This is a genomic window from Prosthecobacter sp. (assembly GCF_029946185.1).
In the GTDB taxonomy this organism is placed as follows: Bacteria; Verrucomicrobiota; Verrucomicrobiia; order Verrucomicrobiales; family Verrucomicrobiaceae; genus Prosthecobacter.
Map to the genome: position 1 here is coordinate 1 of NZ_JAQSEA010000262.1, position 15,298 is coordinate 15,298.

At 60.7% G+C, this 15,298-nt stretch carries 8 protein-coding genes; 2 read left to right on the forward strand and 6 right to left on the reverse strand.

The window, feature by feature from the left end; all coding sequences use genetic code 11:
• The first annotated feature begins 250 nt into the window (after window positions 1-250).
• Window positions 251-394 carry a hypothetical protein gene (locus PSV43_RS21600; RefSeq protein WP_300202585.1) on the forward strand — a complete coding sequence of 48 codons (144 nt, stop codon included), beginning with the start codon at window positions 251-253 and terminating at the stop codon, window positions 392-394.
• Between the two features lie 114 nt (window positions 395-508).
• Here PSV43_RS21600 and PSV43_RS21605 read toward each other — a convergent pair whose 3' ends face one another.
• Genes PSV43_RS21605 through PSV43_RS21630 form a run of 6 tightly spaced genes read right to left on the reverse strand, consistent with a single transcriptional unit; the run spans window position 509 to window position 13,133 of the window.
• Window positions 509-1,285, reverse strand: a complete 777-nt coding sequence (locus PSV43_RS21605) for an outer membrane lipoprotein-sorting protein (RefSeq protein ID WP_300202587.1) — start codon at window positions 1,283-1,285, stop codon at window positions 509-511.
• Between the two features lie 24 nt (window positions 1,286-1,309).
• The gene (locus PSV43_RS21610; protein ID WP_300202590.1) at window positions 1,310-2,425 is read right to left on the reverse strand and encodes an ABC transporter permease; all 1,116 of its coding nucleotides are present in this window, start codon (window positions 2,423-2,425) and stop codon (window positions 1,310-1,312) included.
• A 1-nt stretch (window position 2,426) separates the two neighbouring features.
• A complete protein-coding gene (locus PSV43_RS21615) occupies window positions 2,427-3,155 on the reverse strand; it encodes an ABC transporter ATP-binding protein (protein WP_300202593.1) in 729 nt (242 codons plus the stop codon).
• The gene (locus tag PSV43_RS21620) at window positions 3,152-4,093 is read right to left on the reverse strand and encodes a fatty acid desaturase (protein ID WP_300202595.1); all 942 of its coding nucleotides are present in this window, start codon (window positions 4,091-4,093) and stop codon (window positions 3,152-3,154) included. Before PSV43_RS21620 ends, PSV43_RS21615 begins: the two co-directional genes overlap by 4 nt.
• The gene (locus tag PSV43_RS21625) at window positions 4,090-5,433 is read right to left on the reverse strand and encodes a condensation domain-containing protein (protein WP_300202597.1); all 1,344 of its coding nucleotides are present in this window, start codon (window positions 5,431-5,433) and stop codon (window positions 4,090-4,092) included. The genes PSV43_RS21620 and PSV43_RS21625 overlap by 4 nt, the downstream gene beginning before the upstream one ends.
• On the reverse strand, window positions 5,433-13,133 hold the full coding sequence (locus PSV43_RS21630) for a type I polyketide synthase (RefSeq protein ID WP_300202600.1): 7,701 nt from the start codon (window positions 13,131-13,133) through the stop codon (window positions 5,433-5,435). The genes PSV43_RS21625 and PSV43_RS21630 overlap by 1 nt, the downstream gene beginning before the upstream one ends.
• 294 nt (window positions 13,134-13,427) lie before the next feature.
• On the opposite strand from PSV43_RS21630, the gene asnB reads away from it, so the two are divergent.
• On the forward strand, window positions 13,428-15,298 hold a 1,871-nt coding region (asnB, locus tag PSV43_RS21635; RefSeq protein ID WP_300202604.1), incomplete at its 3' end, for an asparagine synthase (glutamine-hydrolyzing).

The following is a 15,298-nucleotide window of genomic DNA, read 5'->3' on the forward strand; positions in this document are numbered from 1 at the left end:
AGTGCGAGCCATCACACGTCCCACGCGGACGACCTGCAGCGGACTCAAGTCCGCGCTCCGTGACACTTTTCGGCTAGTCAGTGAATGGATGATTTCCTCGACGCCCAGCCTTAATCAAATGCCATTCATGCTAGGCATTTGGAGCCTTCACCCATACCCGCCGCTGCGAAATAAAAGGGGTGAACACCCCATGGTATCGCGTCAGCCGCTATCCCAACATTGCACCACAAACCACCCCCCCCTCGCCACCATGAACATCATCATCGTCCTCCTCATCCTTCTAGTTCTCGCGGCAGGCGGTTACAGTTTCGGCTCCGGCAGGCACTTTGTAGGCGGTGGTGCCAGTCTCATCGTCATCATTCTCCTCACCCTGCTTTACACCGGAGGGATCTAGCCACTTTACTCATCCTTCTTCCCTCGGCACTCAGCCCCGGCATGTCCTCCTGCGCCTCAAAACGACTCCGGTGGGGCAGATCTAAACAACCTGCCCCTTCTCGCATTCAATGCTTCAGTTCCCAGCAGAACGTCCCGCACTCACTTCCATAAACCCTGTGGGAGCAAACTCACGGTCGCTGAAACTCACGTCATGCTTGATGCTGGAGCCGTTCAGTTCAGTCACTGATCCCTGCCGGGGTCCGGTCACCGTGAGGTTCGCTGGCACGGCCTGTTTGTTATCATTGGTCACGACGCGCGTCGTCTCAATGCGCCGCACCAGCTTCCCTGAGGAACTGTATTTTTCCACGCGCAGCGGCACATCCCGGCGACGGTCCACCCACGTGCGGACGCTGCCATAGTTGCTACGCTGGCCTCTGCCAGGTTTGGATTCAAGGATGTCACAGCTCACTCGGTTCACCACTTCCGTACCCACAACCGCCTGCTCTTTCCAAAGGAAGAAATTTTCGACCACATCGTCATAGGTCAGGTCGCTGCCGAGCAGCGAGTCCTTCATCTGGGAGCTGTCGAGCGTACGCACGGTGTTCGGCGGAATGAAGATCGCACCCGTCGCTGATTGATCACCCGTTTTCCGCAGCAGCACGGATTCTCCAGCCCGGTCTTTGGGCCAGAGCACCTGATACACCACTTCCGTGCTCGAACTGCTGCGGCGCTGCTTGATCTGCAGTTGCAGCGTGGACTTGCCTGCCCCCTGCACCTCCATTTTCAGCCGCACCACGGATGCACCGTTTTGCTGGATGGCACCCAGTTTGGCAGCGAGGTCAGACGCGGAATCCGCATGGGCGGACACCGCCAAAAGCGCCGGAAAGATCAGTCGGAGAAGTGTTTTCATAAGAGGTGTGTTGGGTAAACAAAATCAGCCCTGCATGGCAAGACTTGGTGTCAGACGTGAACTGCGCCACGCCGGATACAGCCCGCTGATGACGCCCACGACCACGGCAAGCACCACCGCCACAGCCATCAGCCCGCCGTTGAAATCCGGCTCCAGCATGCCGTGAATGGCGGGCAGCTGCTCCAGCACTTTCACGCTGATGGTGCCGATGATCACACCGACGATGCCACCAAGAAAGCCGAGCAGCGCCGACTCCCACAAGATCATGCGAATGATGCGCGAGGGCTTCCAGCCAATGGCCAGCAGAATGCACATTTCCTGCTTCCGCTCAAACACCGTCATCAGCATCGTGTTCATCACCCCCAGCACACCGACGATCACCGCCAGCAGCGAGGTCCCCCAGCTCATCGCGCTGATGAAACGAAACGCCTGGCTGTTGCCCAGATGCTCTCCCGCCACCATGGCCTTCGCTTCCGGCGCGATGGCATTGATTTTATCACAGAGCTGCTTCACAGCCTCCTCGCTCATGCCAGGGGCGGCACGGATGTCGATGACATTGATCCGGTCTTCGTTGCCCGTGATTTTTTGAAACAACTCCAGCGACAGAATCACCGAGCCGTTCTCCACCATCGCGCCCCCATCCACGATGCCGACGACCTTAAGCTCCTTGGTTTCAAGCTGCAGCGGGTCACCGATTTTCTTCTTGAGCATCTCGGCGGCGGTCTGGCCCAGCACCACCGCATCCTCCATCCCATCATTCGGCATGCGCCCGGAGATCAGCTTCAGATTCTGCCATGAAAAGCCGCCCCATTCGCGGGCAGACACCACCATCATCGAGGCATCCTCCACGCTGGTTAGATCGGCATAGATCGAGCATGCAGCCGCTACTTCCGGCAGTTTCCCGATGCGGTCACGCACCTCGGCGCTGAACGGTTTCGGCGCGAGCGCGTTGCCCATGTTGCTCACCACAATGTCGGTGCCGCGCACCTTCATCCCCGTTGCCCAGCTCGCCTCAAAACCGTGCGAAATCCCGACCAAGGCCACGACAGCGGCGATGCCAATGGAGATGCCCACAAGGGTAAGCCCGGTGCGCACAGGGCGGCGCAGCAGGCCGCGCACAACGATGGTTAAAAAGTTCATATCAGGCTGCGGTTTGGGGTACTTGTTGATCGGCCACGATCAGGCCGTCCTTCATCTCAATCGTTCGTGTCGCCATGCGCGCAATGTTCAGATCGTGCGTCACCAGCACCAGCGTCATGTTCTGCTCACGGCGGAGCCTGATGATCAGCTCCAGAATTTTTTTCGAATTTTCACTGTCGAGATTCCCCGTCGGTTCATCCGCCAGCAGCACTGTAGGCCCATTGGCCAGACTGCGGGCGATGGCGACGCGCTGCTTTTCACCACCGGAAAGCTTCGAAGGGAAATGATCCAGGCGATGCCCCAGTGCCACCAGCTTCAGCAACTCCACGGCCCGCTCAGTTCGCTCTGCCGCAGGTCGGTCCGTTTCAAACATGGGCATCTGCACATTTTCCACCGCCGTGAAGGTTGGCAGCAGATGGAAGGCCTGAAAAATAATGCCAATCTCGCGGGCGCGATAGCTCGCAGGATCAGCCAGGTCGGCAAGCGATTTGCCGCGATAGTGCAGGATGCCCGCACTGGGCTCGGCCAGCGCGCCCAGCATCTGCAGCAGCGTCGTCTTGCCACAGCCGCTCGGGCCGAGGATCACCACAAACTCACCCTGTGTGATGCGAAAGTTCACGCCACGCAGTGCATGCACGCGGCCATCATCGTATTCTTTTTTCAATCCCTTCGCCTCGAAGACCACTTCGCTTGCGACATCAGCACTGGCATGGGTTGTCTCTAATTTCATGAATGGTTTGCGGGTTTGTGCCATTGCGCTCCCACGCGTGGATCACTCAGACTGCGGAACACGTCCAGCATCGCATGTCGATAGCTCGGGAAAGGCGGCCGCTCATCGGGTGTCTTCGGCATGATGTCAGCCACACGGTGCGGCAGCTCTGCGTGCGGCACACCCACATGCAGATGATGCACGCCATGGTAAGGCTCATGCAGCAGCGTGAAGGCCATCAGCCGGCCAGACCAGCCCTCGGCCACAATATGCCGCGTCGCGCTGTTCACCGTGCTGCCGGTCAGCCCCACATGCTCCACATACTTGCGCCAGCTTTGCAGGTTCCCCGCGATGAATGCCGGTGCGAAATACATCCACAAAAAGTAGTTCCACACCTGCCAGTACGAAATCGCGGCGATGAACCCGATCCACACCACCACCATCAGCCCCAGCTCAGCCCAGATGCGGCGGCGCACCTTCGGACTGCGGATCGGCGAACCCGTCCGCAGGAACGAGCGGAGAAAGAGGAGCGGCGTGTACACTATTCCGCAAGTCAGTTCGAGGAACGCCACCAGAACTCTCTTCCAGCGCGGTGCCGTCGTGAAAACGAACGGCCACAGCTCTTCATCACGCTCTGTGGCGAAGTACGCATGGTGCGTTTGATGTGCCGCACGGTACAAGCTGAAGCTCATGAAGCTGAAGACACCCAGCAGCACGCCATCAAATTCATTGAAGCGCCGGTTTTTCCTGAGCAGGCCATGCGTCGCCTCATGAAAGCCCACCGCCGCCCCATGCATCAGATGCGCGACCAGCAGCACCAGCGGGACCGCCCACCAAAGCGAGGCCCCGCTGTACAGCACCGCGCCGAGCGCGATTTCGCTGAACAGAAAAAGGAAGACCACGATCTGAAAAGCCGAACGACTCACCCAATGCGGTGTAATGGCAGGTTCAGGATTCATCGCAGCGTGGTCATGAGGGCGGCAGTCAATATTTCGGGGGAGTGGCAGACGCCAGCGAGGACGTCTAGGTACATACGGCCCACATGCTGAATCTCGGTGTGTGAAAATTGATCCGGCTGGAACAACCAGGCCACTTCCATGGCATCCCCTTCCTCGTTGATCTCACAGGCAAGGTTGAACCGGGCCGTTCCCGTGCTGCGCATCCGCAACTGGAGCGAAAGCCCCGGCACGGCGACATCAGGAATCGGATGATTTTGCAGCGCAAACCGCACTTCAAACAGCGGATTGTGTCCAGGGGCAGTCTCCACACCCAGGGCACGCACCAGTTCAGCAAACGGAATGGCATTGGCGAACGACTCCACCGTGGTCTCATGCACACTGCGCAGGCTTTCGGCAAAGGAGCGCGTGCGGTCAATCTGACCCCGCAATGGCACAATGCCTGAGCAGTAGCCCATCGTCTCGCGCGCGGCCTGCGTGCTGCGATTCGCCACCGGCGTGCCGACCACGATGTCATCCGCCCCCGTCCACTTTGACAGCGCGATTTGAAACGCCGTCAGCAGCGTGCTGAAAAGCGTCGCCCCATGGCGGCGCGCCAGCTCACGCACAGAGCGGCCCAGCTCCGCAGAGACCTGGGTCACGCAGCGTTGCAGCACACCACTCACAGCGATATTCCAGATGCGTGGAGTTCCAGCAAGGTGCGCCCGCCAAAACTCAAGCCGGGGTGCCAGCACCGCAGGCTGCCAGAAAGCACGCTCGGCAGCACCCCACTGCGAATAGCTCAGCGGCACCGGTGGCAGCGCCGCCTGATTTCCCCGGACACCCTGCATGTACGAGGCAAACAAATCCTGCACAAACACGCCCAGCGTCCAGCCATCGGCAATGGCATGGTGAATCACCAGCACCAGCACATGATCATCCGCAGAGCGTCGAAACACCTCCGCGCGGTACAGCGGTCCCTGCACCAGATCAAACGGCCGGCTGGCAATCTCTCGCGTGAGCTCTTCAATCGCCTCCGGCTCTTGCTGTGCGGCTGAAAGCTCATGAAACCGCAGTGCAGGCACAGCGCTCTTGCGAATCATCTGCATCGCCTGCTCCTTGCCAGGCAAAATCGAAAGCCGCAGCACCTCCTGCCGGTCCACGACTTTTTGCAGCGCTGCCTCGCTGCCCTGCGGCGTCAGCATGCCGCGCACCTGAATCAGTGCGCAGATGTTGTTCGAAACATCAGCGGCAGGCACAGGCGCCGCCTCCCACAGCTCGCGCTGCGGAAAGCTCAGCGGCTGCAGGCGTATCTCGCCGCTCGCCAGCCATTGTTTCAGGCGTGCTCGGTTGTCTTCAGGCATCAGGCTTGAGTCTTCAGCCCCCGTGGTTTCTCATCCGAAACATCGGCACCATCGAGCAACCGGTCAATTTCATCATCACTCAGCGCCCCAATATCCACTTCATCGGTTGCCACCGGCTCAGCAGGCAGTTCAGGCGCTTTAGGAGCAGCTGTCTCTCCCATGTGTTCAGCGATCAATGTCGCAATCTGGCCAATGGTGCGCGCACGCATCAGGCTCGCTGGAGGCAAGGCCACACCGATGGAGCTTTCGATCGAGTTTTCGATCTCCACCGCCATCAATGAATCAAGTCCCAAATCCGTCAGCGGCTGGTCAAATCGCAGCCCCTCAGGTTTCACGCGCAGCACAGAGCCCACGACATCACGCACCGCCTGGCCAATCACCTCACCACGGTCCGCAGGCGCAGCGGATTCAATCTTCCGCCGCCAGTCACTCTTCGCACCACTCGCTTCCGGGGCGTCCACACCTGCCGCGTAGATGCGCTCCAGCAGCGGGCTCTCCTGCCCACCACGGGATGACTGCCGCCATTTCGACCAGTCCACCCGCATTGCGATGGCCTGTGTTGTTCCGGCATTGAGAAAGGACTCCATCAGCATCACCACCTCTTTTGGAGACAGCGGCGTCGTGCCCTGACGGGCGAGATATTCAGCCACACGTTCATTGCGCGCCACATACCCTTCCCCGCCGAGTGCACCCCAGTTGATCACCAGCGCAGGCAGCCCCAGGGCTGTGCGATGATAGGCGAGTGAATCCAGGAAGGCATTCGCCGCAGCGTAGTTGGCCTGTCCGGCGTTGCCGAAGATGCTCGAGATGGACGAGAACATCACAAAGCAGTCCAGGTTCATGCCAAGCGTGCCTTCATGCAGCAGCCACGCGCCATGCGCTTTCGGTGCCAGCACCGTGCGCATGCGCTCACTTGTCAGCGCCGCCATCGGTGCGTCATCAATCACCATGGCCAGATGAAACACGCCTTTCAGCGGAATCTCAGCCGAGGAAATTTCCGTCAGCAGTCGCTGGATGTCTTCCGGTGCGCCAGCATCTGCCAGCATCACTTTTACCTCCACACCACGGGCGTTCAGTTTCGCCAGGAAAGCATTCGCTTCAGGGGTTGTCGGTCCGCTGCGGCTGCTCAGCACCAGATGCTTCGCGCCGCAATCAGCCAGCCACTCGGCCACCACTTTGCCGAAGCCACCAAAGCCCCCGGTGATCAGGTAGCAACCTTCCGGCTTCACCGTAAAGGGCGGAGCCACAGGTTCGCCGCGTCTTACGACAAACGGCTCAGGGAATGACACGATCACCTTGCCGGTGTGTCTGCCCTGCGCCATCAGCCGGAACGCCACATCAATGCGGCAGGCCGGGAAGGCGCGGAATGGCAGCGCATGCAGCGCCTTCTGCTCGACCAGATCAGCAATCGTTCCCAGCAGCTCACGCGTTTGCTCTTCATCATCGCTGAAGATCGCATCCATCGCCACCACGTGGAACGATGCGTTCTTGCGCAGGTGCCACAGCGGGATGCGGCTGTTTTGATAAATGTCCCGTTTGCCAATTTCAAGGAAGCGGCCGGACTGCGCCAGACAGGAGAGCCCCATCGGGATGGCTTCGGCAGCGAGTGCATTCAGCACCACGCCCACGCCCTTGCCATTCGTCAGTTCCATCACCGCCTCGGCAAAGTCGGCACGACGTGAGTCGATGACATGCTTCACACCCAGAGTCGTCAGCAGCGCACGCTTCGCCGGACTCCCGGCACTGGCGATGACTTCCGCCCCCAGATGATGGGCGATCTGCACCGCCGCCATGCCCACGCCACCCGCGCCCGCATGGATCAAAATGCGCTCACCCTTTCTCAGATTCGCCACCGTCTTCAGCGCATGCCATGACGTCATGAAGACCACCGGCAGCGTCGCCGCTTCTTCAAACGTCAGCCCCGTAGGAATGACCCGCACATCGCCAGCACGCGCCATCGAGTACGTCGCGAGTCCGAACACCGCGAGGCCAAATACGCGGTCACCCGTCTTCACATGCGTCACACCACTGCCCACGGCCCGCACGATCCCGGCGACTTCATCACCAAAGACACGCGCATCCGCCGTCTCAGCAGGATACAGCGCCAGCGCTTTAAGTACATCGCGGAAATTCATCCCCGCAGCCTTCACCTCGATGACCACCTCACCCGCACCACATGGCGGCAGGACAAAGGGCACCAGTCGCAGCGCATCCAGCAGTCCACGCTCACGCGACTCCAGCCGCAGCGGCACGCTGGCATCCAGCACCTGCTCACGCGACTGCAGGCCACGAGTCACACGCCGCACATAGCGCGCTTCTCCGCGGAAGGCGATCTCACGTTCCGCATCATCCTGCTTAAGCTCATTCCAAAGCATCCCACGGTCTGCGGCAGATGCCACCGGCGGCAGATCAATGCCACGGCAGGTGTAGTTGTTATGCTCATTGGCAATCACGCGCATCAGGCCGAGGGCGGGCCCCTGGGCCAGCGCCACCTGCTTGTTCCGACCCACCGGCTGGGCACCGCGCGTCACCACATCGATGCGCAGCTTCGCCGCCGGATTGAGAAGTTCGAGCGCCTGCGTCAGATGGAACAAACCATCCGTGCCCAGCATCGCAGCCTCTTTGCCTGCACCCGGTTCGGTCTCGTCCAGACTCCACAGGAAGACAAAACGTTCCGGCGTTTCGTCCGAGCATGATTGCAGCAGTTGCTGCCAGTCTTCCAGCGACTCAGCACGCAGCGCAAAGACATCCGTGCCTTCCGGCTCAAAGGGATTGCCACGGTGCGCCACCCGGCAGCGCACGCCGCTTGCACGCAGTTGCACCGCGAGTTCATCACCAAGACCACCCGCGTCCGCCATCACCAGCCAGGATTTTTCCACCGGCGCTTCGAGCAATGTCGGCGCACTGAGCACCGCTTCACTCCATGGCTTGCGCGCCATGAGACCGATCAAACTTTCGCCGCCTTGGGAGCGGATCAATCCAGAGAGCGAAACGCTTTCGCTGAAGCCCGTTTCACCCAAAATTTTCTGCCATTGCTCACGCTCCAGCAGCGGGTGATTCGGCCGCAGATCGCGATCCGTAAACCGCCACCAGCCGCTCGTCAGTCCGAAGACCGCGTTCAGCCACAAATGCGGTGTCGCGACATCGACAAACAACAGACTGCCACCGGGAACGAGCAGGTCATTCAGATTACGCAGGGCGTTTCGCACATCGCTCACCGCATGAATCACATTCGTGCCGAGGATGATGTCGAATGAGCCAGCCTTGAATTCCTGCTCAGTGCCAGCCTTCTCCAGATCGAAGATCTGATACTCGACTTCGGCAAAAGAATTCAGCTTCTGTTTCGCCGCTGGGAAAAAGGCGGGAGACACATCGCTGAAGACATAGGTATGCACCCCGCGCTCAAGGCCAGGAAGCACCTGAGAGGCGAGACCGCCCGTGCCTGCGCCGATCTCCAAAATGCGCAGCCCACGCCCTTCCGGGAGATGGAGCGCCGCTTCACTGACCGCGCTGGCGATGGCTGCGAGCCACGGACTCGTCACGAGACCGTCGCCATAAAACTGATCCAGCAAATCCGCGCCACCGCTGGCAAACAACACCTGCACCGCCTCCTTTTCACCGCGCATGATGGGCCCGAGTTCCGCACAGGTGGCTCCGCACAGCAGCGCCTCTGGCAAGTGACCGGGATACAGGGCAATGCATGAACCCAGCAGGCTCGCTGCGGAATCTGCCGCTTTCGTGAAGACCGGTGTCGTCTGATACCCCGCTCCTTTGACGATCAGCAGCTTTTGCTTCACCAAGTTGTTCATCAACTGCACAAACGAGCGCTGCATGGAGTCGCCCACTCGGAGGGTTTTCGCCGTGAATTCTCCCTCAGCGCCCATGGCGCGCAGACCGCTCGCAACCTGTGCGGCGGTCAGTTCATCACCCGCAGCACTGGCAGCATCGAGGTTGTCGCGGCCCCGCATGTCCAGCACTTCATCCAGCGCGTGCTGCGCCACTTCATGCAGGCGGCTCAGCGCCACCGGGGCGGCCGCAGCGGCCTTGGTTCCCAGCGTGCGCTCCTCCCAGCCGATGTGGTAGGTCACGTCCCGGCCCTTGCCATTTTTGCCTGTGCGGCGTGATCCTTCCACGCTGATCGCGCGGAAGCCATCAATGCGGACACACGGCCTGCCACCTTCGTCATACAGTTCGATCCCGCCTTCCACGAATTCGTCATTCGCATCCTTCACCCCGGCACGCACCCTGCTGGAGGCTCCGGGCGTACGTAGAAACAGAATGCGCGCAAAGCGCACCGGCAGCCGCAGTCCGGCCGTGCGGCCTTCCACCGTCGCCGCACCCGCAGAGAAGATCTGCAGCGCACCATCAAACAGCACCGGATGCAGCGGATACTCAGCGGCACGCGGCGCGATCGCAGCACCCAAAGACACACGTCCTGCCGACTTGCCGTCACTGGCAGAGAGTTCACGAATCGGGCGAAACTCCTCACCGTAGCGCAGCCCCATGTCACTCATGTGATCATAGAAGGTGTCCAGTCCCACGGCAGGCAGCTTGGACGCCTCCCAAGTCGATGATGCAAAGGAGGACTCCGTGCGTTCACCGCGCATGGCACCCACGACGTGCGTGGACCACGAGGCCCCGCTTTCAAACCGGCTCTGAATGGAGAACGTGCGCTCCGTCGGATCATACGTCAGTTCCAGCAGCAGCCCGGAGGGCGGATCTGGCAGGATGAGCGGCTTGCGGATTTCGAAGTCCTCAATGACGAAGGCTTTGCCCTCAAACAACTGCACCCCGGCTTCAAGCGCCATTTCGACGAAACCCGCCGCAGGAAAGATGATGAGGTTCTCGACGCGATGATCCTTCAAGAAGGCCATGTGCCGGTTGTCCAGCCGCGTGATCCACGTGGGGACGGCGCGAGGGAGGCGGATGTCGAGCAGTCCACGCCCGCCAGGGGCCAGCCGGCCTTCGCGCATCTCGGCAGATTCATTCCACCAGCGGCTCTTGTCCCAGGCATAGGCTGGCAGCGTCAGATGACGCCGCGAAGGGGTGATCGCTTTGAAGTCGAGCACCACTCCTGCCAGGTGCAGATCCAGCGCCGTCTCCAGCAAGGATTCATGCTCGCGTTCGCGGCGTGCTGAGGCCAGCACAACCGCTTTGCTGGCATCTTCACCCAGACATTCCTGAATGGAGCGCACCAGTGCGGGGTGCGCACCAATCTCCAGCCACACATCCACACCAAACTCCGCCACCGCAGCAATCGCCGGCGCAAACTCCACGGCCTGACGCACACCGCGTGACCAGTGGCTCGCAGTACAAGTCGGACCCGCGAGGCGCTCTCCGGTCACGGTGCTGAAAAACGGCAGTGTTGCAGCATTCGGTTTCAAACCCTTAAGCTCTGCGTTCAAAGCATCCGCAGCAGGTTGCATCATCGCATGATGGAACGGATGGCTCACCTTCAGGAAGCGCGCAAAGACACCCTTCAATTCCAGTTCAGCCGCGATGCCCTCCAGCGAACTCTTCAAGCCGGACAACGTCAGCGAACGCGGCCCGTTGAAGGCAGCAATGCTCACCGTACGGTCATGCTTGGCGATCACCGCTTTCGCTTCATCCGGGCTCATGCCCACGGCCAGCATGCCACCGCCTGCTGCCTCGCATTCATCCATGAATTTTCCGCGCAGAACGATCACCTTCGCCGCCTGATCCAGCGTGAGGATGCCTGCGATGCAGGCCGCCGCGACTTCGCCGACACTGTGGCCAACGACCGCCGCAGGCTGGATGCCCCATGACTGCCACAGCGCGGCCAGTGCCATCTGCATGGCAAAAATGGCGGGCTGTGAAATCGATGTGAGCTGCATCTTCGATTCCGCTTCAGGACGATTGAGTTCATCGATCAGCGAAAACTTCGCATAGGGCTTCATCGCCTTGTCACAGGCCTCGATCATGCTCTTAAACACCGGCTCATGCTTCATCAGCTCACAGCCCATGCCCTGCCACTGCGGGCCCTGACCGCTCATCACGAAAACAACTCGTGCCGCTTGCTCACGGCGGGGGGTGAAGGAACTGCGCATCCGCGGTCCAGCCTGCCCGGTGGCAAAGGCGTTGAGCTCCTGCACCATCTCGCCCAAGGTGCGCGCTGTGAGCGCCAGACGGTAGGAGTGATGATTGCGCCTCGCGCCAAGCATGTAAGTGATGTCCGGCAGCAGCGGCGAACTTCCATTCAGTTTGGAATGCTCGTCCAGCCACACACTCAGTTGCCACGCGGCGGACTGCAGAGCCTTCTCAGAGCGTGCGGAAAGCGTCATCGGCCAGGCGCGGTTGCTGCATGGCGTCACATGGGCACGCGGGGCCTGCTTCGGTGCCTCAGCCAGGATCACATGAGCATTGGAGCCGCCAAAGCCGAAGGAGTTCACCCCGGCAAGACGCACCGCTCCGTTGTCAGGAAACACTTCGCTCGCCACCGGCACGCGCAGTTTCAGCGCGCTAAAATCAATGTGCGGACTCGGTGAGTCAAAATGCAAGCTCGCCGGAATACGCCCGTGCTTGAGCACCAGCACGGCTTTGACCAGCCCTGCCACACCCGACGCGGTTTCCAAGTGTCCCAGATTCGTCTTCACCGATCCAATGACCAGCGGCGCGTCAGCCGCACGCTCGGCACACAAGGCCTCCGCCAGTGCATGCGCTTCAATGGGGTCACCCACCGCCGTGCCGGTGCCATGCGCTTCGACGTAGCCGATCTGCGTTGGAGAGACCCCGGCCACCACACACGCATTACGCACCAGACGCGCCTGCGCATCGGGACTCGGCAGTGAAATCCCATTGGTATGACCATCCGAATTCACCGCTGAGCCCACGATCACCGCATGGATCGGATCACCATCCGCGATGGCGTCAGAAAGCTTTTTCAGCAGCACCATGCCTGCGCCTTCGCCACGGACGAATCCATTCGCCGAAGCATCGAAGGCCTTGCACTTGCCTTCAGGGGAAAGCATCCCCGCCTGTGAAAAGCCGATGAATCCATCCGGGGTGATCATCACCGTCACACCACCTGCCATCGCCGTTTTGCAGCGACCATCCATGATGTGCTCACATGCCACATGCACCGCCGTCAGCGCGGACGAGCAGGCCGTGTCCATCGCAATGCTCGGCCCCGTCAGATTCAAGCAATACGAAATGCGGTTCGCCGCAATGCTGTGCGCGCTGCCCGTGGGCGTATGCGCGCTGATGCCCGCACGATCCGTCGCCGTATGCTGCAAGCCTTGGTAATCATTGTGCGAAATACCCACGAACACGCCGATGTCCGTCCCCTTGTCGAGATCCAGCACCAGCCCCGCATCTTCAATGGCCTCATACGCGGTTTCCAGCAGCAGACGCTGCTGCGGATCAATGTACGGCGCCTCACGCGGCGAGATGCCGAAGAACTGCGGGTCAAATTGGTCGATGCCATCGATGAAGCCCCCGCGCTTCGCCACGGTCTTGCCCACAATCCCAGGCTCCGCATCATAGAAACGCTCCACATTCCAGCGGTCAGCCGGAACCTCACCCACCGCATCACGTCCTTCTTCCAGCAGCTTCCAGAACGACTCCGCGTCAGTCACCCCACCAGGGAAACGACAGCCGATCCCGATGATGGCAATACTCTCCTTGTTTAAAATTGGCTGTGCTGGCGGCTGAAACGAAGTGGAGTGTTTAGTTGAGGGCATGTTTGATATGGAAAAGAGTTCACGGCCCACTGCATGAGTCCGTCTTCACCTCTGATCTACAGCGGCGGCATTTCCCTATAACCCCACGACCTGATGTTATCGATGGGGTAAAACCCTACCACCTGCGCTCTCCGCCTGCGGAAACGGTGACGCCCATCGGCTCCGGCCTTGGAGGAGCTTTACGCAGGTCCCAAGCAGGCGCATGGGGTCTAACCCTACCTGACCAGTTTACGATTGATTCCGCCCCCCAACCGCAGCGATAACTGCTGACATATGTGTGGCATTGCTGGTATCATGGATCTGGCCGGAAGGCGAACGGTGTCTGAAGGTGTGGTCGAACGCATGGCTCGCGCCTTGACTCACCGGGGACCGGATGAAGAGGGCTTTTTCAAACGCCCCGGCGTCTCACTGGCCTCACGGCGTCTCAGCGTTGTCGGCCTCGCCGATGGTCAGCAGCCCATGTGCAATGAAGACCAGAGCGCCTACACCGTTTACAATGGCGAGTTCTTCGATTTCCCCGAGAAGCGCGCCGAGCTGGTCTCTCGCGGCCATGTTCTTCATACGCACTGTGATACCGAGCTCATCCCGCATCTGTGGGAGGAAAGTCACGAAGGCATGTTCGCGCGCATGCGCGGCCAGTTTGCCGTGGCCTTGTTCGATGTGCCGCGCCATCAGCTCACCCTGGGTCGTGATCGCTTCGGCATCTCGCCACTGTATTGGACGCGCCAGGGCGACTGGCTGCTGTTTGCCTCCGAAATCAAAGGCCTGCTCGCTTCGGGAATGGTCACCCCACAGGCAGACCTCAACGGCATTGATCACATCTTCACCTTCGGCGCCATGCCCGGGCCGACGACGTGTTTCGCCGGCATCCAGCTCCTGCCTGCGGGCCACTACTTGCAGATCACTCCCGGTCAGGCAGAGCCCATCAAGGAGCACACCTACTGGGAGATGGATTTCCCCAATCAAGGCCAGGAAAACCCGGAAACGGATCCCACCAAGCTGGTCGATGAGTTTGAAAGTCTCCTCCTTCAGGCCGTGGACAAGCGCCTCCGTGCGGATGTCCCTGTGGGCGCCTACCTCTCCGGCGGCCTCGACTCCAGCATGATCGTCGCCATGGCATGCAAGCTCAAAGGCGAGTCCATCAACACCTACACCATTCGGGTGGACGATCCGAAGCTCGATGAACTCAGCGCCGCCCAGCGTACCGCAAAACACATCGGCACCAAGCCCCCCATCGTGCAGGAGTTTCGCCCCAGCGACGCGCTGGAAATGTATCCCCAGTTGATCCATGCCGCAGAAGCACCCGTCATCGACACCTCATGCGCCGCCCTGCTTATGCTGGCACGTCGCGTGCATACGAACGGGCAGAAGGTGGTCCTCACCGGCGAAGGCGCGGACGAATGGCTCGCAGGCTATCCGTGGTATAAAATCGCCAAGATCTTCGGCGGTCTCGATGTCATCCCCGGCCTGCGCCTCAGCGACATGGCACGCCGCGCCTTTCTCCGCCTCAACAAAGTCCCTCACTACCCCGCCACCAGCCGCAAGATGTGGGAAGACGCCGTCGGCGGACCCAATGCCTGGATCGACAGCTACGGCGTCCTCGCCCTCTCCAAACTCCGCTTCTACGGCGAGCCCATGCGCGAAGTCCTTGCCACCGCACGCCCCTGGGAAAGCCTGGGCATGAACCTCGACCGCGCCAAGCACTGGGCCCCGCTCAATCGCAGCCTCTGGGTCGGCGCACGGGTCACCCTCGCCGGTCACCTCCTTCAGGCCAAAGGCGACCGCGTCGCCATGCACTCCTCCGTCGAAGTTCGTTACCCCTTCCTCGACGAAGACGTCTTCGACTTCACCTCCCAGCTCGCCCCGCAGTGGAAACTCCACGGCTTCCGCGACAAACATCTCCTGCGCCTCGTTGCCGAACGCTGGCTGCCGAAAGAAATCGCCCGCCGGCAAAAAGTCATCTTCCGCGCCCCGCTCGACAGCTTCCACATCGACCCCGAACCCAAATTCGTCGCTGAACTCCTCAGCGAAGAATCCCTGCGCCGCACCGGCTACTTCGACATTGAGCAGGTACGCCACTGGCGGAAAGCCTTCCGCGATCTCCGCGTCGGCTCCCTGCCCCGCCTCTCCGTAGAAATGGGACTCGCCGCCGTCGTCGCCACCCA